Here is a 24,992-nt window from a genome sequence, read left to right on the forward strand (position 1 = left end):
CGCTAACGGTGATGACGATTCCGGTGGTGGTACCTACATCATCGTAAACCGGTGTACCGGTTAAGGCGCCAGTGGCGGTATCAAACGCGGCCCAAGTCGGTTTGTTGGTGATGCTGTAAGTCAGTACATCGCCTACATCCACGTCACTTGCGGTTGGGGTGAAGCTGTAGGCAACGTCCTGATCGACTGATACCAATGGCGTACCGCTAATCACGGGCGCCTCATTCACGTTGGTCACGGTCAGGTCAAACGCCGCCAGGCTTGCGCTCAAGGTGCCGTCGCTGACAGTGATCACGATTCCGGTGGTAGTGCCCACATCCGTATTGGTTGGTGTGCCGGTCAAGGCACCAGTGGCGGCATCAAACGCTGCCCAAGTGGGTTTGTTGGTGATGTTGTAAGTCAGTACATCGCCTACATCCACGTCACTTGCGGTTGGGGTGAAGCTGTAGGCAACGTCCTGATCAACCGACGTCGTCGGTGTACCACTGATTAGCGGTGCATCATTGGTATTCACCACAGTTAGATCGAAGGCAGACAAGCTGGTACTCAAGGTGCCGTCAGATACGCTGATCACAATACCACTTGTTGTACCAACATCCGCGTTAGTCGGTGTACCGGTTAATGCACCGGTAGCGGGATTGAAACTCGCCCAAGCGGGTGTTGTGTTAATGCTAAAGGTCAGCCCGTCACCATCCCCATCTACAGCGGTAGGAATAAAGCTATAAGGCGCACCCTGATTTATGCTGGTGGTTGGTGTACCACTAATGGTTGGCGCGCCGTTAACAGACACCGTAAAGGTACCAGTTCCAGTATTGCCTGCCTCATCCTCGACACTCAGTGTGATAGTAGAAGTACCTGAACCCAATGCAGTGACTGTTATTGTGCGATCAGCATCAGCACCGCCCAGCACTAGGTTGGCCAAAGGTACAACTGCCACATTGGAGCTAGTGGCGGTAAATGTCAGGTTCGCAGGTGTACTGGAATCATCCGCCAAGGTGACTGCTAACGCGCTGCTGCTGGCACCGGGATTCAAGGATTGATTGGCAATTGCGCTCAAGGTTGGCGCCTGATTGTCAACAGTAATGCTCAATGCCGCAGAAAGTGTACTGACATTGTCCGCCGCATCCGTCGCTGTTGTAGTCAAGCTATGAACACCAGGGCTAAGTGTGCTGGCAGTGATGCTCCAGTCACCTGCGCCATCAGCGACAGCTGTACCTACTACACCATCCAGATCACTGGTCAGTGTCACAGTGCTATTAGGTTCAGCCGTTCCGGTCAGTGTGGGTGTGGTATTACTGGTCAGATCATCGGTATCACTTGCACCGCTGTCACTGGCGGCCAACAAATCAGCTGCAGCAGGGGCTGCCGGTGCGATGGAATCTTCTGTGATGGTGGGCACATCAACGGCAGCGGAGAGATTCCCTGCAGCGTCTTCCACCACGATTACAAAATTATTCGCACTGTCAGCGGTGAGTGGCGCGCTCAAACTCCAGGCGCCACCAGTAACAACGACGGAATCAAGAACCAAGCCGTTATCCGCTACACCATCGTTGTCAGCGTCAAGGTAGAGGGTGATAGTTACACCATTTTCCACATGCGTGCCGTTAATGGTGTATTCATCTGCATTCACAGATACAGCCGTAGCGGGAGATGCAACAACAACGCCTACGGGCGCGGTGGTATCCACCTGCGCATTGACATTACTGGCTTGCGCATAGACCAGACTTGCCGGGTTGTTACCGGCATCAAGAATCGTATCGCCGTTAAGCGAAAGCCCGTTAGCAAGGGCAATTACCCCCGTGCCACTGGTGTTGTCGTTCGCTTGCACAGTGTATTGATAAGTCAGTACACCCGCATTCTCACTCACGAATACGGCTTGACGGGTAACGCCACCAATATCAATCGCCAAGGCGGAGTTAGTTCCACTAACGGTCACATCTTCGTTCAGGTTGATAGTCACGCCGATCACATCACCTTCGGCATAGTTACCGCTGGTAATGGCAACGCTGGTCACTTCAGGCACATTGGCATCTTTGCTGATGGTATTAGTCACAGCAGTGGAGGTGTTTCCGGCAAGATCCACCAACGTCAGGCTCACTGTCAGCGTGCCGTCATTCAAGCCTGTCACATCAATACCGGTGAATTGTTGAGCGACTGAACTGACCGCCAGACCAGTGGCAGTCACTGGAGTTCCACCGTTATTACTGGTAATGCTGTAGCTGGCTTTGGTACCTGTTTCGGCACCTGCGAGGCTCAGGCTAATGGCAGTGCGATTAGCCACAGTCACATTCGCTTGATCAAAGGCCACACTACTTACGGTAGGTACAGTGGTGTCAATCACCACGCTGAGCGGATCAGAATAAACGCTTTGGTTGCCCGCGACATCCGTTGCACGAATAGTCAATTGATGAATGCCTTCACTTAAGCTGCTAACCACAAGCGTCCAACTGCCATCGGCATTGGCGGTGGTACCAGTGAGACCACCTTCAAGATCAGAACGAGCATGCACTGAAGCATTGGCCTCCACCGAACCGGCAGCACCTTGCAAGGTGAGCGTGGTTAGGTTGGTAATACCATCGGAGTTGCTGTTGCCCGTGTCTGAGGCTGTCGCCAACACAGGTGCAATCGGTTTGGCGTGCACAGTGGTATCAATAGTGATAGTAAGCACACCCGAAGCATCAGACTCATTGCCCGCAGTATCGGTCGCTTTCGCGGTAAGGCTGTGACTACCCTCGCTGAGCGTAGTGCTGGTGATACTCCAGTTACCTCCGGTTGCGGTTGCTGTTCCCAAAACGGTCGTACCGTCTGTGTCATACAGCGTGACGGTGCTACCTGCCTCGGCTGTACCAGTGAGGGTTGGAGTGGTGTCGTTGGTGATGTTGTCGGTGTTATTACCGCTGTCGGACAAGTCAGCAAGATCCGGCGCTGAGGGAGCGTTAGGCACTACGGCATCCACCAACACAGCAGCTGTGCTGCCAACAGAGTTCAAAGTGAGATTCAGATCATTACCTGAACCGTCTTTTAAGGTGCCACCACTCAGGTCAATAACACCGGCAAGCGCGATACCGTCTGCATCCAAATCTCCCGCCTGCAAGGTGTAGCGGAATGTCAGAGCACTAGAACCTGAGCCGGAAAGATAGCTAGCATAGACAGTTGAAGCCCCAAGTGTCAGCGCAATTTGTGGAGTGCCACCCGTGGTGCTCACGGTGATGTTTTGACTGGTGTTGACGATGAAATCAAGGTTCTGGCCAGCGATATAGGTGGCATTTGCTGGCACGCTTACACTACTGACAGCAGGTGCGATATTGTCCACAGAGGCATTGCTGGTATCGACTGTAGTAGTGATGTTGCCAGCGTTATCTGTTGCCGTAACTGCAACATTGCGGTTAGTACCATCGATAACACCGCTCACAATGGTATAGGTCGCTGTCCAGGTTCCCGCACTATTAGTTGCCGCTACCGCAGCCCCACCGCCAAACCCGGTGAAATCAACTGTTACGGTGCTGATGGTATCGCCGTTATTGTCACCGCCTACTGTATTGTTCCAGGTTGCGGTGACCGTATCGCCGATGATAAAGCCCCCTCCACCACCAGATCCGCCACTGATACTGATACTGCCATCAGTGACTGTCGGCGCTTGGCTATCCACAGTGGCATTACTGCTGTCTGCAGCAGTGGTTGTGTTTCCTGCATTATCAGTCGCTGTGACACTGACATTAAGGTTAGACGTGTCGATTGCACCTGCAGTGATGGTATAAGTTGCCGTCCAAGTACCACTGCTGTTAGTCGCAGCTACTGCGGCTCCGCCGCCAAATGCGGAGAAATCAACCGTTGCACCACTGATGTCGCTGTTGTTATCTCCACCTCCTGTATTGTTCCAAGTCGCAGTAACCGTATCGCCAATTTTATAAGCGCCGCTGGTTCCAGTTGCACCGCTAATGCTGAGATTGTTATTGGTCACTACTGGTGCAGTATTATCCACTGTTGCATTGGTAGTATCGGCTGTAGTGCTATCGCCACTCGCATTAGTTGCAGTGACACTGACATTACGATTAGTAGTATCAATGCCGCCGGATACTATCGTATAAGTCGCAGTCCAGGAATCGCCACTATTGCTTGCAACTACCGCCGCACCGCCGCCAAATTGAGAGAAATCTACTGTGACCCCGGTAATGCCAGCATTGGCATCGCCACCGCCCGTATTGTTCCAAGTAGCGGTAACTGTATCGCCAATTTTGAAAGCACCTCCGGTACCACTCGCACCGGAAATACTGATATTACCGTCGGTGACAGTGGGTGTAGTTGCCGCCGTCAACTGACTGCTGTCTGCCGTGGTTAAACCACCGGAAGACGCACGCAAATTGAAGGTTTCACTGCCCGCGCCAGAGTTGGTGTAGGTAATTTGCATACCGGTAAAAGTAGATACACCGCTGCTGGGAGTAATAGACACAGTGGCGCCATTGCCATCGGTATCTGCCGTGCCCGTCATCGTCGCACTGCCAGCACCGTTGACTTCCGCCAAAGTGATGCCCGTGCTGTAGCCAGTATCCACCACACTATTGGCATCGCGTGCTGACACCACAGGTACGGTTGTAAAACTGGTGTTTTGCCCGCTAACCACACTGGTGGGCGCAGGTTGGGTATCAAATACCAATTGAGTAGCAACCACATCCGAGGTCACGGAATTGGCATCAACAGTCGATAAATTTGAACCAACACCATCCTGATCGTTTGCTGTCAGGGTGAATGCTTGCTGGTCGGCGGTGGCGGTATAAGTCAGGTTGGTAAATGTCGCCACACCTGCCGTCGCCGCTTGGGTGCCGTTGGTTAAGATGCCCGCACTAACCTCGCTCAAGGTAATGGTTTCAGTGAAATCCACATCGGTATTACCGAAAGCGTCACGCGCCCTAATACCGGCTGGGTAGTCAATGCAGCACCGGAAACAGAACCAGCAGGTTGGGTAGTGAAGACTAGTTGACTCACTACTACATCAATGGTTGTACCACTACCATTGGTGACTGCACTCTGCCCGCTTGCCATTTGCGTGCCGCTGCCGCCAACCGTGAGGTTGGTATCGCCATCCACACTCAAAATAATCGTGCGATCTTCTGTGAGCGTCGTATTGTCGTTGTAGTAGGCATTTACCGTGTAGGTTTCATTGCCACCGTCGGCAACGGACATACTCAGGCCGGAGAAGGTAATTGTATCTGTACCGGCGTTGTAAGTACCGGTCACATTGGTGACATCAGGTCCGTTCAGGCGCCAGGTAATTTTGCTGCGCTCAGCATCGGTACTGGTGCCACTAACGCTGACAACAATTTGAGAAACAGTAGTCGCAAGACCATCAGAAGTTCCACCGTCGCTGATGGTGAAGTCAAAAACATCCACAGCTTCACCAACCGAATCAATCGTGGTTGCCAGCCCGATAGGCTCAGCAACACCGCCTGCGGCGGTAAGGGTGGCGTCGCTGTCAGCAGGCGGTGTATTAACAGCCCCTTGGATGGTGAAACTTCTGAACTCAAACAAGGCGACGTCACTAGCTTGTGAGCAGCTTGTACTGCAATCAAAATAGAGCTTAAAACCTGTCAGCTTGACCCCGGAAAATTCGGTTAGCTGCTCCCCCCCAAACGCAAACGATTCACCGAAAGTACCGGTGCCGAATACTGTGGAAGAATTGACCGTCCCCCCTCCTTGCACCATTCCCACAATCCGCACATTAGTAAAGTTATGGTAATAGCCCGGGAGATTCACCTCTCCACTACTTAAACCTGTTAGCTCAAACGCAGTAGTATTGGTTCCGTCGGCCTTTAAATAGAGATAGTGATTGCTATTGATACCAGCAGTACCAGTCGAGATATAAGCAAGGCTGTTTCCGAAAATTCCGACATTCCGCACACTATTATTTCCATCCTTTGCAGTTAATCTGAAATCGGTAGTGCTAAGCTCTGTAGTGAGGTTTCCTGACCATCCACTAAAGGTTTTGGTACCGCTCGAAGCTACCAACACACTCGAAAAATCCCTTAATGCCACTTCAGAAAACGCCAGTTCCGCCTCAACATTTCCGCGCTTAACTTCCAAATCCCAATCGCCATGCAAATCAGAATTACCGGTTAAGTCATTTGACGCAGCCACATCCAAACCGGTTTTATTGCTGATGATATCGAGCAACTCTTCACCGGCTTTATTCGCCGCCAAATCGCAACCGTAAAATAATAAATCGCCACCCTCACGCACAGCTCCGTGCAATGCCGCAAAGGCATGAACTTCTTGCTGAATTGATTCCGTTGTGATGCGTGAGTTGCCCAGTAGTATCGTGCCCGCTTCGGCGTGAGAGACCACATGAATAGCGGCGAGATTTTTGTGACCATCAAGTGCACTAATTAATTGCGGTAACCCTGCGACAGAAGAATCTAACTCTACCAATTGCACACCTGGTTTAAGGGCACGGCGCAACACCACTTTATCTGTTTCAGCGACGGCACCATCTACAATCACCAATTCACGCACAGGGTGCGCCGTTCGGATGTCCAACTGGTCGCCGGATAAATCAATCAAATCCCGTGGCAATGCCGTGCTAGTGTGCAGCAGTTGATCAGACGATGTACTGATCGATGAACTTAAATAAGTTCGCTGATAACTCGCCCCGGCCGTTGCACTGGCACTATATAGCCCCAATGGTAATAACAGAGAGGAAAGCCCACTAAGGAGTGTGTTTCTCATGATGATTGATTCCCGTCATTTTTTGCGTTGAATGCAACTGGTTTTTTACTCGCAATAATATTGGCAGCTGTGCCTGCCTGGTCTTGCCAAAAATCCATCTCTTGGTATTTCAAAAATAAATCCGGTGGCAGAATGCTACGCCGGCTTTTGTATTCCACTTTTTTCTTTACGCTGTGCAACCCTTTTACTCCCAGATTTTGGTCGAATTCGTTTTCTGCGTAGTCCACATTATTAAAATCGTGATCGAATTGCGGCTCGTCGATGAAGCGATAAATCAATTCCATAGTGCGTGCCGGATGCTGGGTAAGCAGGTCGTAATCCACCAGTAATAGACGATCAGAAAATTCACCGTAGTAGGCTTCTTTTAATGCAGTCCAGGCGCTACCCACCGAACCACCAGCATTGATTAATGCTTCGCAGCGGCTATAAACCGTCTGACGCGAGGCCGTGTTGAACATACGGCTGTAATCGAAAGGGTTTTTGCGATAAATCATTTCAAAACTGTCCATAATCCACGCGGGATTACGTACACAGCAAATCACCTTAAAGTCATCCACCAGTTCAACTAATTGATGAAGCCGCGCAGTCCAATGGCGATTGGTATCAAAAATTACCGGTTGGTCTTTATCGGCGTAATAGGCATCGATAAGCGCTTTGCAAATGCGTTTGCGTTTTTGCTCATCGAAAAAAGAATAGGATTCACTGCCCGCCCCCATCTGCTCAAGCGCGCCATTAACGAGGCCCGCCACTGGGCTGCTCATGGCCGCATGAAAACGCGGGTTTTGCCTAAGTATGCCCGCAAGCAAGGTTGAACCTGAGCGCGGCAAACCGGAAATAAAATGTAATTTAGTTGGCATCAATAGGTTTATCTAATTAAAAAATGAATAAAAATTGCCGGTACAAATATTAAAAAAGTCCCGATGGTAAATACTATCGGGACTAAAGCCATTAATTGCGCGAGGGAAAAATCCCCGTGAGCGCAATACAATAATTTAGTGCAATAAATGGCTGACGGTTTTCATGAGGCAGGCTTCCGCCACTGATGCCCATTGTCTGCGGGGCCATGGTGCTGTTAATACTGCCGGGCGCGGTTTGCATATAATTCACTATGCCACCTCCACCGCGAATATCTTTTGCTAAATAGCTATTCGCCGCAGGCGAAGGCAGTGTGCCGGGATTATTCAAACCGGTCAGTGTATGGGTGTGCGCCGGCATTTCTGTGGTGAGCAGAGTCACCGAATCTTGACCGATTTGTTCACCCCACGCCCAATTGCTAAGCCCTGGTGCCTGCCCTACTCCCGCCACCACCTGACCTTGCAAGTTTGGTAGTTGGAAGGTGGTTGTTCCATTGCCGCCATAGGTTGTACCAATAATAGAAAACAGTGCGGTATTACTGGCTATGGATAGCAACTGACCATTACACAGCGCCCAATTTTTGGGAGCAAAACTGAATGGCAATAAACGGATTTCACCGATAAAGGGTTCCATAATTTCACTCCTTAATTACGCGACGGAAAAATGCCTTGCACACACAGGATGTAATTAATCGCAGTGGTGGGCATGATGTTATTGTGCGGCTGGTTTCCCCCGGAAACTTGAACACTGGCAGTATTCATCACTTGAGGATCAGCACCTGTTTGCGGTAACGGCGCGTAAATATTGTCAGCATTGCTATGTGCAAACACATTGTTTGTTGGGCTAGGCGAGGTTGAGGGGCTCGCCGTACTCGCGAAAAAACTGTGCGAGTGCGACGGCATTTGCTGGCTAAGTAAAGTGACGGATTCAGTACCAAATTCCTGCCCTAGTACATAAGGCGTAAGGCCGGGGCCATTGCCCTGTCCAACCGGCAAGCGGCCTCGCAAATCTGGTAGTTTGAATGTATTTACTCCATCACCGCCGTAAGTAGTACCAATCAGCGCAAAAAGCGCGTCGTACTCACTGATATTTAATAGCTGGCCTGCGCACAACATCCAGCCAGCAGGCGCGTAGCTACCCGCAAATAAACGGATATCACCCATATAAGCATCCATTGTGATTCTCCTTAATTACGTGACGGGTAAATGCCTTGGATGGCAATGCAAAAATTCATCACTAGCGAAGGCTGGCGATTCTCATGCGGCTGGTTGCCCCCCGCGCTGGATACAGTGGCAGGATCGAGTGCTTGCAAGCCAGTGGCGGGCTCATACAAATTCACATCGCCCGCTGCATTCTTGGCCGCTGCAATATTGTTTCCAGCGAACAATTGGGTATCGCCCACCGCCGAACTGGCAGCGACAAAATGATTGTGTTGCGGCAAATTACTCGGTGTCAGGGTTACCGTTTCTGCGCCAGCCTTAGCGCCCTGAGGAACAGACGGAGAGGGATGCAAAGCTGTGCGCCCACGCAAATCCGGCAGCGCAAAGGTAGTAACTCCATCACCACCATAAGTAGTGCCCAAGAGTGAAAAAAGGGCTTGGTTGGAATTGATTGGCAATAATTGCCCAGCACACAAGGCCCAATACTTGGGTGCCCAGTTGTAAGGGAGAAGCTTAATTTCTCCGAGGAAAAAATCAGACATCAATGACTCCTTGATTCAAGAAACCTGTCCTTAAAGGTCAGGATTGATTATGAAATGTAATCCTTGAATGATTAAGCGCAGACTCCTGCGCCATAAAATACTGTTAACAACAGCCATTCTTTCCTGAATATAAGATCATTCTCCGTGGACACGCCAACTCCAAATTGAAGACTAAGGTATAGCAGAACTAATTCACATTACGAGCCATAACACAGTTATTTGCACTCCATCGCCTCATGCGTGGCAGTTAATTGACAAACATTAAAACCAATTCGGGTGTAAAGCCGTTTTGCCGCAATATTTTGACGCTCAACTTGCAAGCTCAGGCCTAAGGATTGCGCGCTCGCATAGTGCTTTACTACATTCAATACCGCGGAACCTATACCCCGGCTGCGCCAACTAAATGCGATAACAAAATCAACAATGTGTATAAAATTTACCAGTTCAGCCAGCATGATCTTGCCAACGACTTGTGACTCACACTCAATAATCCAATTTCTGGCGGTGGGATATTGATTGGCATAACCGCGCTGCTGTAACTGGTATTGCTGAGCCAATAAGGTTTCCACCTGTGCAGGGGGGAGCGGTAAATAGGCTAATTCAGGTCGCGCCTCGCAAAACAGTGAAAATAAAAATGCATCATCTGTAGCATCCGCTAAACGCACACAAATCCCGGCAGGCAAAAAGATATTTTTTTCCATTACAACTCCTTAATAACCCTCTGGCTCAGCCAAGCAGGTGGCCGCTTCCCGCAGCAGCTCATAAGTAACGAACAACTGTTGCTCTATATAGTGTTTATCCGCGGCAGAAAATAATGATTGTTTACTCAGTGAATCCTGTTTGAACAATACGCCGGGTTTTTTTGAGTGAATACCGAGTCGCTGCATCACCGCTGTCTGTTCTTCCCCTGTTAGCGTCAATTCAAAATAGCGAAAAATGGTATTTATGCCCGAATATTTCAATTGGCTGTAATCCATACACAAAATAGAATTTTGTGTCTGAATACTGTGCATTTTTTGCTGCAAGCTCCGCAATACATCAGTGCGATACTGCAACAGCGAAAGATGATTAGTCGCCCTTGAAAACACGCTATTAAATAGTGCTAACCCTGGTTCACCCGCCATATGCCGCCCCGCTAGCTTCTGATGGGAAGCCAAAATCTCTACCGGGTTGCGCACTACAAAAACCACTGGTACTTGCGGATAAATTGCGCGAATTAAATCCCAGCAAAAAACATCCCAGGAGTTCCATTTAATAATCACCTGTGGGCGATTGGGAAACACTGCCGCTTGCAAGTTAATAAAAGCACGCAGTAAATTTTGCTGCTCGTGCACTGACAGGTTTTTATCCAACAATAATTCTGTCAACAAAGGCGATTCGGAAAAAACACAAGTGGAATCCAGTTCAGATACACAACCCGAAATTAACGTAGAACCGCAGCGCGACAAATGAAAAATAAAACCCGCAGGTTGTGCATCGGCAAGCGCTATTGCCTGTTGTTGCGCAACCGCCAAAGTGCTACAAGGCTGGATTATTTGATTAATCAATTGCTGGCGGTAGCGAGAAATAGTTTCATCCTGAAATGGCTCGGTGGCATGACCAAAGGGTAAGAGCCAGTACACGCGCTGTTGCCCAGGGCGATAGCGATAAGGCAACCAATTCTTTGCAAACTGGGCCTGATTTTCAGTTATGGGAAATTGATTGAGTTGCGCGATATCACCCAGCAACTGGTTATCACTACGCTCGGGGCAATGCCATAGATTTTTGATAATCGCCAACAAATTCTGCAGCGAATGCGCTCTTTTGCATTGTTCAAGCTGCTCGCTGGAGCTAATTAACGCGCAGTATTCCGCATAAAATTCAGGCATTTGGCACACCAGTCGCAATAGCGTTACATAGCCAGTTGTTAGCCACACAATCGATTACCAAATTAATCCGGTCTTCGCTGCCGTAATTGTAAACTTCGTGAGTTTGATCGGCGTTGAAATACCACAACTCACCCGCGTCCATGGGAACAATTTTATTGTCGACAATAAAACTTACATCCGCACTGGTGTAAATTGGCACATGTAACCGCGCCTCGCCATACGCAATACTCAACCCTTGATCGCGATGGGGTTTTATTTCTGCGCCGGCTTTTAAACGCATTAAACGCGCCGCTTTGATGGGGCATTGCAGCTGATTAAAAATGGCGGCAATTGCCGGGCACTGATCCAATACCGGTAAATTTTCCCAGTCATCGCCATTGGCTATGGCAAAACCTTGCAGGATGGGATGTGCACTAAGGTGTTGGCGTTGGCAGCGCAGGGGCAATACATCCCAACCACCGCGATAATCGTTTTTATTGACGTGATCAACCCAGGTCTCAGCTACTTGCGAAAGGTGCAGTAGTGATTCAACTTCCGCCTGTAAAGCAGTCAACCGAATTACACAGGCGAGCCGCGCAAAAGAAACCTCAGGTGAAGAAACAGCAACAGGATTTTCCATTCGCAGCTCTCTTATTAACTGAATAAAATCCCTTTCATATTTTGTTAGAAAATGGCTATAAAAAGACAAATCAAAGCATAGTTACAAAATTGCTATAAGCAAAAACGGCAAGCCGATAAATGCAATTAAGGTTGACACCAACACCATGGCGGCAATCTCTTCCGGTTTTTGGTTGTAACGCAACGCCAATAGATAGTTGAACACTGCCACAGGCATGGCAGATTGCAATAACACGACATTACGCGATATGCCTGTCAGCCCCATTAATTCGCACACAATAAAACCAAATAGCAACCCACCACCCACACGAAGTAGGCTAAAAAACAAACTGCGCTTCCAGAAATGAATTTTTAGCGTCGCGAGGGAAACACCGAGTGCGATGGTCATTAGCGGGATGGCGATGCCGCCGAGGAGATCGAGTGTGTTGCTGATCCAGCGCGGCAACTCTGTACCCGTCACCAGCAATAACACAGCGATTGCCATGGCATAAATCACCGGTTGTTTAGCAATGGCTTCCAGGCGTTTAAAGATCCCACCTTCGCTGCTGGTCACAAGTAATAAGCCCACCGTAAAAGTCGCAATCATCATCACCATAAATGAGCCCAACGCGAGCGCGAGGCCGGTTTGCCCATAGGCAAATAAACACAGCGGCAACCCCATGTTGCCGTTGTTGGGGAAGATAAGTGGCGGGAGATAAGTGCTAATTTCCAGTTTCATCCAGCGCAATAATGTCCAGCCGAATAACCCCATAGCGGTCATGACGATTGCTGTGGCAAGCGCGACCTGCCCCATCACGGATGGTTGCACATCCACTTTCGCCATCACGCTGATAATCAAACAAGGAGTGCCGATGTTCATCACTATGCGTGAAATAAAATCCGCGGGGAAATCAGTGCCGGTTTTTCCCCAAATAAAGCCGGCACCGACAGAAATCATAATAGGGGCAAGAATGGCGAGTAGTTCGCTGAGCATGATGGTTACTTTTACATCAGAAGAAAATAAAAAATTGAGCGTGAATTGTAGCAGGCGTGGTTGTTTGGAGGGTGCATGGGATGCTTTTTTGACTGAAAGAATAATGTCACAAAGGCTTGTTAGGCTTGCTTGACTTATTGACTACCTCTTTATGCTGTTAAAAAGCAACTGAATAACCAACGCTATGCGGATACCCCCTATGCAATTCAAGCAGCCTTTCAACCGTTTATTTTCACTTGGCCTGTTGTTGCCTCTCAGCCTGACAATCAGTTTGGTCGGTTGTGATTTATTAAGTGATGGCGAGTTTCCACAAGGCACTAGCGCCACCAAAGCAAAAGATTTACCGAACATTGAACTCGCGGCGCGGACGCCCGTATCCAATGAAGTCATTACCAATTTGGAAGCCCCCATTCCTGCGCAGTGTTATACCAAAACTGAAAATCGCCACAACCCCTGCTACACCTGCCATCAAATGTATGACCGTAGCGCGGGCGAGTTTCGCATGAATGAGTTGGATGATGGCGGCCTGCAAGGCGCTTATATTTTTTCAGAAGACGGCTTGAGTAATCACTGGAAAAATTTATTTGTTGATCGCCGCGAATGGCTAGATGCGGTAAGCGAAGAAACGATTCAACACTATGTAAATAGTGACAACTACAGCGCACTGGCCGAGTCGCTCAAAGCACGCGATTGGAAAGGCTTTATTCCCGACTTGGCAAATTATCAGCGCGCGGCGGCTGCCTTTGATGCGCAGGGTTTTGCCAAAGACGGCAGCCACTGGGTAGCGTTTAATTACAAACCCTTCCCCGGTACTTTTTGGCCAACCAATGGTTCCACTGACGATGTCATCATTCGCCTGCCAGCCGCCCTGCGTGAATTAAATGGGCAATATAATCGCGCGGTGTATTTACTGAATTTGTCGCTGGTGGAACTGAATATCAAACAGCTCGCTGCGATCAGTATTCCTGCACAGGACGAAAACCTGCTGGGTATCGATTTGGATGGCGATGGCACACTCGGCATTGCACAGCAATTGGTAAAACGGGAAAGCTACCTGGGTGATGCCAGCAATATGCCCGTCACCGCACAACAATACCCACTGGATAGCGAATTAATGCACACCGTGCGCTATGTGGGCACAAAATCAGAAGGCGATATTTTTGTGCCTGAGCGCATGAAAGAATTACGTTACATGAAAAAAATTCGTGTGTTGGAACAATATGACGTTGCCAGCCGTTATGCGCGCGAACGTAAAGAAAAAAACCTTGAACTGCTACCCAACTTTAATGATCACGGCGAGCTGGGTATGGAAAACGGTTTTGGCTGGTTGTTGCAAGGTTTTATCGAGGATTACGCAGGTGCCCTGCGCCCACAAACCCATGAAGAAACCTTGTTCTGCATGGGTTGCCATGCCGCCGTTGGCGCCACCATAGACCACACCTTTGCACTAGCACGCAAGGTTACCGGCGCCGAGGGCTGGGGTTACATTAACCTCAAAGGCATGAAAGATGCGCCCAGTGTGAGCGAAAGTGGCGGCGAGATTTTGCATTATTTACAGCGCGCAGGCGGCGGTAGTGAATTTCGTGAAAATCCTGAAATGCTTACACGCTGGTTCAAAGATAATGGCATGGTGGATGAAGAAAAAGTGAGCGCTGCAAATGTTTATGAGTTAATTACACCTTCGCATCAACGTGCCCTGCAATTAAATAAAGCCTACGCCCATATTGTGCGCACCCAGAGTTTTATTTACGGCCGTGATGCAACTTGGTTACCCGCAAAAAATGTTTTTGATGTAATCAATGACGAGCTGCCACCACTCCCACCCGAACATCGCTTTTACAATTGGGACATCCGCCTGGATTGGTCACAGAACACTCAATAACCCTCAAAAATATTTTACTTCCGCACGTAACGTAATCACTGAAAATATTTTTTGTCGTGCCCGCGCATGCGGGTATCGACTTAAAACTATCGCGAATTTCTTGTAAAAAAAGCTTCACTGAATTGCCACATTTCCGTTGCGAAACATTCATAAAACTTGCTTAGGCTACAGACTCCGTAGCAAGACCTTCCTAACAATTAATTCTGTACTGTTTACAAGCAACCTTGGGATTTAACATGAATATAACGTTCAACAAAAAATTATTAGCCGTTTTAATTTCATCCACCCTGTTGCTCACCGCCTGTGGTGGTGACGATGGTAAAGACGGTGCAACCGGCCCCGCAGGCTCTGACGGTGTTGCTGGCCCTGCAGGCCCAACTGGCCCAGCAGGAAACAATGGCGCGCCGGGGCAAAATGGTGCCAATGGTCAGGACGGCACTGACGGCGAAGACGGTGTTGATGCAACCGCACCCGCTAAATTAATTCGCTTGGCAACCACGCCCATGGGCTCCGAATTAACCGGTATGTTTAAAACCGATAACGGTGAATTATTTTTTAATATTCAACATCCATCAGACACTCTACCCGGCGATGAAAGCAAAGCGGCGGTGGGCGTTTGGAACGGTGTTGACCTGGACATGCTTGACCCCAAAATTACACCCGTCGCAGTACCCGTAAAAGGCTCTCCTGAATCACAAACCACCCGAGTTGCTGTGGGCAGCTATCAAGCGCTGGGCCGCGAAGGTGATATTTTTGCCGGTGCACTGCCCTTTGGTTTTGGCAATATCACTACCCCTGATGGCAGTGTTAGCGTCAAACAATCCAACAACCCGGACTTTAACGCTTACATTCCCGACAATATCAGCGGTAGCGAAGGTTACTTGTTTAGCGCGTGGGAAGATCGTCCCGGTGGTGTAAGCCGTTTGAGCATCGCGAAACAAAACGATGGCACCTGGCGTGTGAACGATGCGATGAACGTAAATTTTGGCAACGTAAAAGGCACCATGATTAACTGCTTCGGTACCGTTTCACCCTGGGGCACGCCACTCACCTCGGAAGAAAACTACGAAGCCGAAAACACCGTGCGCTGGAACGATGCCACCTACTCCACTGGCTACCCCAATTACGCAGACGTGCTGAAGATTAAGGATTACCTGGGCGGCACTTTCCCCAACCCTTACGACTACGGCTACATTGTTGAAATCACCCAACCTAAAACCGCTGCGCCGGTTCCGGTAAAACATTTCACCATGGGCCGTTATGCGCATGAAAACCCGGTGATTATGCCCGACCACAAAACTGTGTATTTAACGGATGACGGCTCTAACAAAGGCTTTTATAAATTTGTTGCCGATGTTGCAGGTGACATGAGCGCGGGCACACTCTACGCCGCCAAAGTAATGCAAGACGCCACAGTAGATACCGCCAAAGCCGGTTTTGATATTGAATGGATTGAGTTGGCCCATGCCACCAATGCTGACATTGAAAGCTGGGTGCGCTCTTACGATGGTATTGATGAAAGTGATTACGTTGAAGGGGCTACCAGTTACATTTCTGATGCCGAAGTAGCTAATTGGGCTGCAGGTAACGCCGCAGATGATCGCGTCGCATTCCTGGAAACCTTGCGCGCCGCCGAAGCCAAAGGTGCCACGGTTGAGTTTAACAAAATGGAAGGGATCAACATTAATTACGACGGAGCTAAAGACCGCAGCGTACCCTTTATGTACGTAGCGATGGCTGAAGTGCGCGGCGCCATGGCCGACACCACAGGTGACATCCAGGTAACTGAAAACCGCTGTGGCGCGGTGTATCGTTTTGGTTTCGATGAAAGCTACAACGTAAATCGCATGCAACCTGTTGTAGTGGGCGGCGCTTATAACGGCACCAGCACTACCGACAAATGTGACGTTAACGGCATAGCGCAGCCAGACAACATCGAAGTATTGGATGATGGTCGCGTATTAATCGGCGAAGACAGCAGCAACCATGTCAACAACATGCTGTGGGTTTACAACCCGAACGGGATCTAAGGGAGGGCTGTCATCACCCTGTCACCTTGACCACATATCATAAAAACCGAGAGAGTAAGGAAACAGAAACAGCAGGGAAGCAGACAGGAAGTCAGGTAAGAAATCGAAGGGGCCTTGGCCCCTTTTTTTATGCGCGAAAAACGTGAATTAACTGCTTAGAACAGGCTTTTTGCCACCATGCGAATTTCCTGCACATTGGTCATTACCAAGGTCAGGCCGCCCGCTACAACAGAGTTTTCCGGTGCATCCAATTTTTTATAGGCGGTTAATTCAGTAATGGGAGGCAAATTGTTTTTTGCCTGGCTTAATTTCACTGAGTGATACAAACCCAAATTGATAATATCGCTCAAATTAATTGGCCCGGGGCTATCCCCTGACCAGTTACCAATATCCTGGATAACTTTCAGGTATTGGCTATCCACCTGCCATTTTTTCAGCGTAATCACACCCAGTGATTTTGCATACTCGCGGCAAAGCCCTACATAAACCGCCAACTCTGGTGTTTGCTCACTCTTTTTAAAAGCGGACAACACTGCCAGGGTTCCCACTTCACTTAACAGCGCAGCCATTAATACCTGATCCGGTACAACCTTACCTACATGTTTGGCAATGAAAGTACTGAGGCTAGCCTTTAATGCCATGCGCCGCCATGCCTCCACAAACAGGCGCTTATGTTTAACCGAATGCACAGAAAATAAGCTTTTAATGGAATGCACCATGGTAATTCGCTCTACCTGATTCATCCCTAACAGGCGCACCACATCCAGCAGGGTTTGCGGTGGGTTTTGGCTCCCTACCAGAGGGCTTGAGGCATATTTCAGCAAAATGGCGGACAGCGAAGGATCTTTAGCGAGCAACTTACTTAACTCAGCCATCGACAAATCCGATTGCTCCAACGCATTGCGAATTTCAAAGGTAATAGCAGGCAGACTGGGCAACTGCTCATTGCCTGCAAGTAATTCGCTAACCAAGCTGCGATAGACTGAATAGTCTGGTTGACCGGATTGCACGTTCAATTCCATAGGCTTTGATATTTGGCTGATCTTGATGGCGGCAAGCCTAGCAGATTTAAACGCCTTAGTAGTAGCGGCCGCCACTTGAGCACCCACAAAAAGACCGACACAACACTCATGATTTGGAGCAAAGAACAATAACTGCTCAAAAAAAAACCTGCTCAAAAAGCCGGGGGTTAAACGCGTCAGCTGGCGGCAAAATACAGCCCATAGCGACAACAACCTGACAGGCCACTTTGATGACCATGCGCCCCCCCAATCACTCGTCGCTTGACGAGGGGTTACCCCTAACCCGGTAGCTCAACACAGGGCTCACACAAGTAGAAATAAAGATTTAAGCGACACAAATATTTTCACCTGTAAATGTCTTTTTAAGAAATCAAAAACGCCAAATTAAAATCACCAAAACATAATATTTTTTAAGAGCAACTATTAAAAAATTTTTAATTGATTTTAACTTTTTAAAAATCAATTAAACATCTGTTTTAACTCATATTTTGAGGTTTTATAAATTCTAGAAATCACTTTTTTACAACAAATAAAGCCATTTTTTTCCGAAACAAAAAACAAAACACAAAAACTTAATTATTGTTTTTTCATTTTTTTTAAACTACTGTGGCTAAAAATTACCTCCTGGTTATTTATTAAATAATAAAAATAAAACATCGTTTTTCACCTTGAAAATTTTAAGTTACAAAAAATTTATCAACCAAAAAGACAATTTAAGCGCCATCACTCCGACTTGCCTGATTGAACAGAAAGGTGAATTTATGCCGGATACTATCGTGATCCAGCCTGCAGAATTTAATAGTGCCCCGCACTGTGCAGAGTATTTTTATTTCATAAGTGATATTTTTCGCGGCACAAAAATGACAGCGCTGTCCTTTTTGAATTTATGTTTAACACATACTGGGTAGAACGCCCGATAAATAAAAATAACCCTAGAAAATACAAAGTGTTACAGAGAAAAAATAATTCAAACCAAGGCAGATAGTCTCGGCCGTTAACAAATTGTCAGGATTGGCACCGATTCATCAACACGTGAACCGGCCTACACCGGGAAGTTTAGAAAGTAGAAGTTCCGAGGGTAGAAGTACGAGGTAAAAATCCACCTGCAGTTCATTTTGGAAAACAAACCGGAATGAGAGGTGAGTTACAAAAAAGGCGTACCACGCCTTTCAACATCACGTTCAAGGATAAACATAATGAAAACATCACTACGCAAAACGCTCGGGATAGCCTCGCTGCTAAGCCTGAGCATGGTCGTCGCGAGCCAAACGCACGCAGCGGTCTGCTCTTACACACTCAACAATGAATGGAATACCGGCTTTCAAGGTACTGTCAGTATCACCAACAATGGCACTACCGCCATTAACGGTTGGACTGTGGGCTGGGCTTACACCAACAACCGCATCACCAATTCCTGGAATGCCACCCTCAGTGGCAACAATCCCTACACCGCCAGTGGATTGAACTGGAACAGCACAATTCAACCGGGGCAATCCGTGAGCTTCGGGGTGCAGGGCAACAAGAATGGCGCTACTGCTGAAATCCCGACTATCACCGGTAATGTTTGTGGCACTGCAACAAGCAGCTCAGCACCCAGCAGCACTCCGCCGGCAAGCTCTTCATCCAGCACCGTTTCTATTTCCTCCAGCAGTGTGGCATCACAGTGCGCGGCAGTGTCGCAATGCAATTGGTACGGTACGCTTTACCCCACTTGCACCACTACCGTCAGTGGTTGGGGTTATGAAAATGGCAAGAGTTGTATCTCTACAGCGACCTGTACCAGCCAACCTTCACCTTTTGGGGTAGTCGCCGGCTGCGGTGTAACTTCAAGCTCGTCAACCACTAGCTCATCAACTACCAGCTCTTCTTCGTCAGTAGTGTCGTCCAGTTCTGTCGCCACTACGCCGTCGTCAGCCAGTGTGTCATCAAGCAGCAGCTTGGTACCACCCAGCTCTAGCTCGGTCAGCTCCAGCAGTTCGTCTGTAATTAGCAGCTCCGTGGCAAGCAGTTCAGTCGTCAGTGTTAGCAGCTCCAGTGCAGCCAGCGCTGGCCCACGTTTGGATAACCCCTTCGTTGGCGCCCAGTGGTACGTAGATCCAATCTGGTCAGCCAAAGCCATGGCAGAAACCGGTGGCTCCAAAGTGGCCAATTACAACACCGCGGTGTGGATGGATCGTATCGGTGCGATTGCCCCAACCGATGGTAGCTGGGGTCTGCGCGACCATTTGGATGCAGCTCTGGATCAAAACGCCAATGTAATCCAGGTGGTGGTCTATGACCTACCTAACCGCGATTGCCACGCGTTAGCGTCCAATGGTGAGTTGAACCAAGGCGTTGAAGGCACTACCCGCTATCGCACCGAATATATCGATGTGTTGGCATCCATCTTCGCTGATCCTAAATACCGCGAACTGCGCATTATTGCGATCATCGAGCCTGACTCATTACCTAACCTGGTCACCAACCTGAGCACACCGGCGTGTCAACAAGCAGCCGATGCGACCCATGGTTATGTCCCTAACACCCGTTACACCCTGAGCAAGTTCTACCCGATTACCAACGTTTATTCTTACGTTGATATCGGCCACTCAGGCTGGTTGGGCTGGACGGACAATTTCGGCAAGGCTGTTACCCTGATTGGCGATGCGATCAAAGGGGCGACTGGCGGGGTGAATTCCGTAGCCGGCTTTGTATCCAACACCTCAGGTTACACCCCACTGTACGAACCATTCCTGGATTCATTGGCTAACAGCGCCTTCCCGGGCAGTGGTGGCGGCACACAAACCCGTCAAGCCAAGTTCTACGAATGGAACCCGCACTTCAGTGAAGTTTCTTTTGTGACCGCCTGGCGCAATGCCATGATCTCTGCCGGCTTCCCATCCAACATCGGCATGTTAGTGGATACCTCACGCAACGGCTGGGGTGGTGTTAACCGTCCAACTGCGCAGTCAACCAGCACGGTACTGGATACCTTTGTTGACCAATCGCGCATTGACCGTCGTGCCCATCGCGGTAACTGGTGTAACCAACGCGGTGGCGTGGGCGAACGGCCACAAGTAGCACCGGTTGCAGGTATCGATGCTTATGTATGGGTGAAACCGCCAGGTGAATCAGATGGTGCAGCCTCACTGGAACTGTCTTACGACCCACAAGATCCAGCCAAAGGCTTTGACCGCAACTGTGACCCTACCTTTACCAATGCTGCAGGCACCACCACTGGCGCTATGCCCAATGCGCCGGTTGCTGGCCGCTGGTTCTCGGAAGGGTTCAAGCAACTGGTGGATAACGCTTACCCACCACTGCAATAAGCAGATCAGTACAGCCGGATTTCCGGTGGACTCAAGTCAAAACAGGAGTTGCGACTTGGCTTAGGGATGAGCCGGTACCTTTTATACCGGAGGTGGTGGATTTCAGGACAAGGCCATCACTCCCGCCCCGGTATAAAACCCCTTAATCAATGCAATTATTTACCGGCCTGTTTCGCAGGCCGGTTTTTTTAACGCTGATTACAGCTCCTCTTTTATTTCACGCGAGATATTTCCGATGAAAAAATCCGTCCAGAATAATGATCAAGAATTTGCGCGCGAACTATCCGCCAAACGCACACCGCTGTACCAATTGATTGGTACAGGGCTGCTCGCCCTGTCGGCATTCAATGCCCAGGCCGAGATAGGCAACCCACGGGTAAACCAGCTTGGCTACCTGCCCACCGGCGCCAAAACCGCGACCTACAAAACCACCCAAACCAGCGCACAAACCTGGCAGCTGCGACAAAATGGCACAGTGGTCGCGAGCGGCCAAACACTGCCAAGTGGCTCCGATGCGGCCAGCGGCGACAACCTGCATCAGATTGATTTGTCGGCCGTGAGTGCAACCGGAAGCGGTTTTACCCTGACGGTCGGTGGCGACACCAGTTACAGCTTTGCGATTTCCAATACCGCCCTCAAAGGCGCACTCTACGACTCGCTTAAATATTTCTACCACAACCGCAGTGGCATCGCGATTGAGACCCAGTACACCGGTGGCGGCAATGGCTCCTTTGCCAGCAATAGCAAATGGTCGCGCCCGGCGGGTCACTTGAACATCGGTGCCAACAAAGGCGACATCAATGTGCCCTGCTGGAGTGGCACCTGTAACTATTCGCTGAATGTCAGCAAAGGCTGGTATGACGCCGGTGATCACGGCAAATACGTGGTAAATGGCGGCATTTCAGCCTGGACATTATTAAACCTTTACGAGCGCGACCTGTACCTGAGCGACAATGGCAGCTTGGTGGGCGACGGCAAACTGAATATTCCCGAAAGTGCCAATGGTATTTCTGATGTGCTGGACGAAGCGCGCTGGCAAATGGAGTTTTTGTTGGCGATGCAAGTGCCCGTCGGCCAAGCCAAAGCCGGTATGGCGCACCACAAAATGCACGATGTAGGCTGGACCGGATTCCCTCTTGCACCCCATGAAGATCCACAGCAGCGTGCACTGGTTCCACCGTCTACCGCTGCCACACTGAATTTGGCGGCCACCGCTGCCCAGTGTGCACGGATTTGGCAAGACATCGATTCCGGTTTTGCCGCTACCTGCCTGAGTGCTGCAACCCGCGCCTGGGATGCCGCCCAAGCCAACCCCAATGATATTTACAGTGGCAATTACGACAATGGCGGCGGCGGTTATGGCGATGCCAACGTCAGCGATGAGTTTTACTGGGCCGCTGCCGAGTTGTACATCACCACTGGCAATAGCCGATACCTAAGCACATTGAATAACTTTGCTATTACCCGCAACGATTTCGGGTGGGCTGACACCGAACTGGCGGGCTTGATTTCATTGGCGATGGTTCCCACCACTCACACGGCCAGTTTGCGTTCGAGTGCGCGCCAGAAAATTATCAGTATCGCCGACAATAATATCGCCACCCAAAATGCATCTGGCTATCCCGCACCGCTTTCAACCCTTGAGTACTATTGGGGTTCCAACGGCGCCGTGGCGAATAAACTAATCCTGATGGGGCTTGCCTATGATTTCACGGGCAATGAAAACTACGCCAAAGGGGTGGGGAAAGGACTGAACTATTTCTTCGGTCAAAACACCCTGTCCACCTCATTCGTGACGGGTGCGGGCACCAAAACGGCCACCCAACCACATCACCGTTTCTGGGCAAATGCGATCAATACCAACTACCCTGCCCCACCACCCGGCGCACTCTCTGGCGGCCCCAATGCCGGTCTTGAGGACAGCACCTCAGCTTCATTGTTGGGTGGTTGCAAGTCCAGACCTGCCACTTGTTGGGCTGATAACATCAATGCCTATGCGGTTAATGAAATTACCATTAACTGGAACGCTCCCTTGGCTTGGAACCTCGCGTTTTACAACGACTACGCACAGGGCAATGGCGGTGGGCAAAGCTCATCCAGTCTGAGCTCATCGAGCCTCGCTGTCAGTTCATCAAGCCAGGCGATCAGTTCATCGGTTCCAGCCAGTTCTTCCAGCTTGGCAACAACCTCAAGCTCATCCTCTATCGCACCCAGCAGCTCGTCGTCAGTCGCGTCAAGCGTCAGTACTGCGCAGCAATGTAATTGGTATGGCACGCTTTATCCGCTGTGCGCCGTTACCAGTTCCGGTTGGGGGTATGAGAACAACAGAAGCTGTATTTCAGCCAGTACCTGCAGTGCCCAACCCGCGCCTTTTGGCATAGTGGGCGGCGGTACAAGTAGCACTCCAGCCAGTAGCAGGCCCGCAAGCAGCACGCCTGCAAGTAGTACCCCAAGCAGCACGGCGCCCTCTTCCGTTGCCAGCTCGACACCACTGGCAAGTTCATCCAGTTCGGTAGCCAGTGTAGGGGGTGGTAACTGCCAGTATCTGGTGAGCAACGAGTGGAATAATGGTTTTACGGCTACTCTGCGCATTACCAACACCAGCAGCAGCCCTATCAATGGCTGGACGGTAAATTGGTCCTACAGCGATGGCAGCCGTATCACCAACAGCTGGAATGCCGTGTTTAGTGGAAACAATCCCTACAGTGCGAGCAACCTGAATTGGAACGGCACTATTCCGCCAGGGCAGTCGGTGGAGATAGGTTTCCAAGGTAATAAGGGCAGTAGCGCAACAGCGCAAGTTCCGGTGGTAAATGGCAACGTTTGCAATTAACCAAACTGCTGGACAATAGCTTTACAAGCCCCCGGCAAGGACGCCGGGATGGCAAACATGCATCGAGCCCAGTCCCACTGAGCGCGACAGTATTGATAGCCATGCAAAATGGGCTTGGCACTAATCACTTATCGGCAGGAGCACTAATACTTCGTTTCACCGCGTACATTGCCTTATCCGCCTGCTCCAATAGCAGGTCCTGATCAAAGCCATCATCCGGTGCAAGCGCGTAACCAATACTGGTACTGAGGGATATGGAAATACCCTTATACAAAAACGGTTGGGCAATTTCATCCAGTAGGCGTTGCACACTTCGCTCAAGTGCGGTGCGGCTTTCAATCGGATGCAATAGTAAACCGAACTCATCGCCCCCCAAACGCGCCACAGTATCCGTCACACGCACCATATTTTTGAGCCGCTGCGCGAGCTCGCAAATGGCTGCGTCACCTGCGGTATGCCCGTGGGTATCGTTGATTTTTTTTAGGTTATCCATATCCGCAATCAAGACGGCCAAATAACAGTCGTCGCGACGGGATTGTCCAAGCAAGTTGCGTAAGCGATCAAAAAATAAAGCCCGGTTAGCCACTCCGGTCATCTCATCATGAGTAGCGCGATAAAAAAGTTCATCCTGGGCATATTTGGCCGCAAAAAACATTTCCGCGCCCAGCACCTCGGAGAGCATGTTTAATAACGTCTGATCTGCCGAACCAAAAGCAGCGGGTTTCGCGGAAACCACTTTTAATACCCCAATACAGTTATTGCGATATTTAAGTGGTATTACCACCATGGAGCGAAGGTTGACCGAGCGGCATGCTGCGCGATTAACGCGCGCATCCACGTCGGAGTCATCGCAGCGCTGGGGCATTCCAGTTTGAATACAGAGACCAGAGAGGCTCTGGGTGACTTGTAAACGTAAACCTATTTGTTGCGCGGCTATGCCTGAGGCGGCGCAATACACCAACTCATTTTCCCCCTCGACCAGCTCAATAACCGCACCGTCGCCACCAACGAGCTGTTGCGCACGCTCAACCACCAGTGCCATCACACCACCAAGATCAAGGCCAACCTTGGCGATTTCCGTTTGAATAGCAATGATCGCAAGCAACTGCTCGCGAGTAATAAGCGACGGATCGAATGGAGAAGTTGAAAGCACTGGGGTTTGGCTCATGGATAAGCCTCAT

At 49.8% G+C, this 24,992-nt stretch carries 16 protein-coding genes; 4 read left to right on the forward strand and 12 right to left on the reverse strand.

The window, feature by feature from the left end; all coding sequences use genetic code 11:
• The 10 genes from O59_RS10315 to O59_RS10360 all read right to left on the reverse strand — a co-directional run.
• Nucleotides 1-4,879 (reverse strand): S-layer family protein (locus tag O59_RS10315; RefSeq protein ID WP_040392170.1); only part of this gene is annotated, 4,879 nt, incomplete at its 3' end.
• On the reverse strand, nt 4,852-6,720 hold the full coding sequence (locus tag O59_RS10320; RefSeq protein WP_040392172.1) for a DUF4347 domain-containing protein: 1,869 nt from the start codon (nt 6,718-6,720) through the stop codon (nt 4,852-4,854). The genes O59_RS10315 and O59_RS10320, both read right to left, overlap by 28 nt.
• The gene (locus O59_RS10325; protein ID WP_007642328.1) at nt 6,717-7,577 is read right to left on the reverse strand and encodes a sulfotransferase; all 861 of its coding nucleotides are present in this window, start codon (nt 7,575-7,577) and stop codon (nt 6,717-6,719) included. Before O59_RS10325 ends, O59_RS10320 begins: the two co-directional genes overlap by 4 nt.
• A 91-nt stretch (nt 7,578-7,668) precedes the next feature.
• The gene (locus O59_RS10330; protein WP_007642329.1) at nt 7,669-8,208 is read right to left on the reverse strand and encodes a phage tail protein; all 540 of its coding nucleotides are present in this window, start codon (nt 8,206-8,208) and stop codon (nt 7,669-7,671) included.
• Between the two features lie 11 nt (nt 8,209-8,219).
• Nucleotides 8,220-8,750 (reverse strand): phage tail protein, encoded by a 531-nt coding sequence (locus O59_RS10335; RefSeq protein WP_007642330.1) that lies wholly within the window; start codon nt 8,748-8,750, stop codon nt 8,220-8,222.
• 11 nt (nt 8,751-8,761) lie between these two features.
• On the reverse strand, nt 8,762-9,277 hold the full coding sequence (locus O59_RS10340; RefSeq protein WP_007642331.1) for a phage tail protein: 516 nt from the start codon (nt 9,275-9,277) through the stop codon (nt 8,762-8,764).
• Between the two features lie 215 nt (nt 9,278-9,492).
• Complete coding sequence (locus tag O59_RS10345) at nt 9,493-9,978, reverse strand: GNAT family N-acetyltransferase (protein WP_007642332.1); 486 nt, start codon at nt 9,976-9,978, stop codon at nt 9,493-9,495.
• A gap of 9 nt (nt 9,979-9,987) precedes the next feature.
• Entirely contained in the window at nt 9,988-11,145 is a 1,158-nt protein-coding gene (locus tag O59_RS10350) for a sulfotransferase family protein (RefSeq protein WP_007642333.1), read from the reverse strand.
• Nucleotides 11,138-11,764 carry an aspartyl/asparaginyl beta-hydroxylase domain-containing protein gene (locus O59_RS10355; protein WP_007642335.1) on the reverse strand — a complete coding sequence of 209 codons (627 nt, stop codon included), beginning with the start codon at nt 11,762-11,764 and terminating at the stop codon, nt 11,138-11,140. The genes O59_RS10350 and O59_RS10355 overlap by 8 nt, the downstream gene beginning before the upstream one ends.
• 81 nt (nt 11,765-11,845) lie before the next feature.
• The gene (locus O59_RS10360) at nt 11,846-12,736 is read right to left on the reverse strand and encodes an AEC family transporter (protein ID WP_007642337.1); all 891 of its coding nucleotides are present in this window, start codon (nt 12,734-12,736) and stop codon (nt 11,846-11,848) included.
• A gap of 199 nt (nt 12,737-12,935) precedes the next feature.
• Between O59_RS10360 and O59_RS10365 the strand changes: the two genes are divergently transcribed.
• Nucleotides 12,936-14,618, forward strand: coding sequence for a hypothetical protein (locus tag O59_RS10365; RefSeq protein ID WP_007642339.1), 1,683 nt, complete (start codon nt 12,936-12,938; stop codon nt 14,616-14,618).
• 236 nt (nt 14,619-14,854) lie between these two features.
• Entirely contained in the window at nt 14,855-16,648 is a 1,794-nt protein-coding gene (locus O59_RS10370; protein ID WP_007642341.1) for a PhoX family phosphatase, read from the forward strand.
• A 155-nt stretch (nt 16,649-16,803) separates the two neighbouring features.
• Here the strand turns inward: O59_RS10370 and O59_RS10375 are convergent, their stop codons facing one another.
• On the reverse strand, nt 16,804-17,658 hold the full coding sequence (locus O59_RS10375) for an HDOD domain-containing protein (protein ID WP_232283074.1): 855 nt from the start codon (nt 17,656-17,658) through the stop codon (nt 16,804-16,806).
• Nucleotides 17,659-18,866: 1,208 nt separating this feature from the next.
• Here O59_RS10375 and O59_RS21400 point away from each other — a divergent pair.
• Nucleotides 18,867-20,978 carry a glycoside hydrolase family 6 protein gene (locus O59_RS21400; protein WP_007642349.1) on the forward strand — a complete coding sequence of 704 codons (2,112 nt, stop codon included), beginning with the start codon at nt 18,867-18,869 and terminating at the stop codon, nt 20,976-20,978.
• Between the two features lie 235 nt (nt 20,979-21,213).
• Nucleotides 21,214-23,811 carry a glycoside hydrolase family 9 protein gene (locus O59_RS10390; RefSeq protein WP_007642351.1) on the forward strand — a complete coding sequence of 866 codons (2,598 nt, stop codon included), beginning with the start codon at nt 21,214-21,216 and terminating at the stop codon, nt 23,809-23,811.
• 124 nt (nt 23,812-23,935) lie between these two features.
• Here O59_RS10390 and O59_RS10395 read toward each other — a convergent pair whose 3' ends face one another.
• Nucleotides 23,936-24,979 (reverse strand): sensor domain-containing diguanylate cyclase, encoded by a 1,044-nt coding sequence (locus tag O59_RS10395; protein WP_007642352.1) that lies wholly within the window; start codon nt 24,977-24,979, stop codon nt 23,936-23,938.
• Nucleotides 24,980-24,992 lie beyond the last annotated feature (13 nt).

The sequence above is a fragment of the Cellvibrio sp. BR genome (assembly GCF_000263355.1).
Classification (GTDB): domain Bacteria; phylum Pseudomonadota; class Gammaproteobacteria; order Pseudomonadales; family Cellvibrionaceae; genus Cellvibrio.

Excerpts from the sequence above, each read along its gene's own strand:
- O59_RS10320 (WP_040392172.1), bottom strand. The coding sequence starts at position 6,720 with ATGAGAAACACACTCCTTAGTGGGCTTTCCTCTCTGTTATTACCATTG.
- O59_RS10325 (WP_007642328.1), bottom strand. The coding sequence starts at position 7,577 with ATGCCAACTAAATTACATTTTATTTCCGGTTTGCCGCGCTCAGGTTCA.
- O59_RS10330 (WP_007642329.1), bottom strand. The coding sequence starts at position 8,208 with ATGGAACCCTTTATCGGTGAAATCCGTTTATTGCCATTCAGTTTTGCT.
- O59_RS10335 (WP_007642330.1), bottom strand. The coding sequence starts at position 8,750 with ATGGATGCTTATATGGGTGATATCCGTTTATTTGCGGGTAGCTACGCG.
- O59_RS10340 (WP_007642331.1), bottom strand. The coding sequence starts at position 9,277 with ATGTCTGATTTTTTCCTCGGAGAAATTAAGCTTCTCCCTTACAACTGG.
- O59_RS10345 (WP_007642332.1), bottom strand. The coding sequence starts at position 9,978 with ATGGAAAAAAATATCTTTTTGCCTGCCGGGATTTGTGTGCGTTTAGCG.
- O59_RS10350 (WP_007642333.1), bottom strand. The coding sequence starts at position 11,145 with ATGCCTGAATTTTATGCGGAATACTGCGCGTTAATTAGCTCCAGCGAG.
- O59_RS10355 (WP_007642335.1), bottom strand. The coding sequence starts at position 11,764 with ATGGAAAATCCTGTTGCTGTTTCTTCACCTGAGGTTTCTTTTGCGCGG.
- O59_RS10360 (WP_007642337.1), bottom strand. The coding sequence starts at position 12,736 with ATGCTCAGCGAACTACTCGCCATTCTTGCCCCTATTATGATTTCTGTC.
- O59_RS10365 (WP_007642339.1), top strand. The coding sequence starts at position 12,936 with ATGCAATTCAAGCAGCCTTTCAACCGTTTATTTTCACTTGGCCTGTTG.
- O59_RS10370 (WP_007642341.1), top strand. The coding sequence starts at position 14,855 with ATGAATATAACGTTCAACAAAAAATTATTAGCCGTTTTAATTTCATCC.
- O59_RS21400 (WP_007642349.1), top strand. The coding sequence starts at position 18,867 with ATGAAAACATCACTACGCAAAACGCTCGGGATAGCCTCGCTGCTAAGC.
- O59_RS10390 (WP_007642351.1), top strand. The coding sequence starts at position 21,214 with ATGAAAAAATCCGTCCAGAATAATGATCAAGAATTTGCGCGCGAACTA.
- O59_RS10395 (WP_007642352.1), bottom strand. The coding sequence starts at position 24,979 with ATGAGCCAAACCCCAGTGCTTTCAACTTCTCCATTCGATCCGTCGCTT.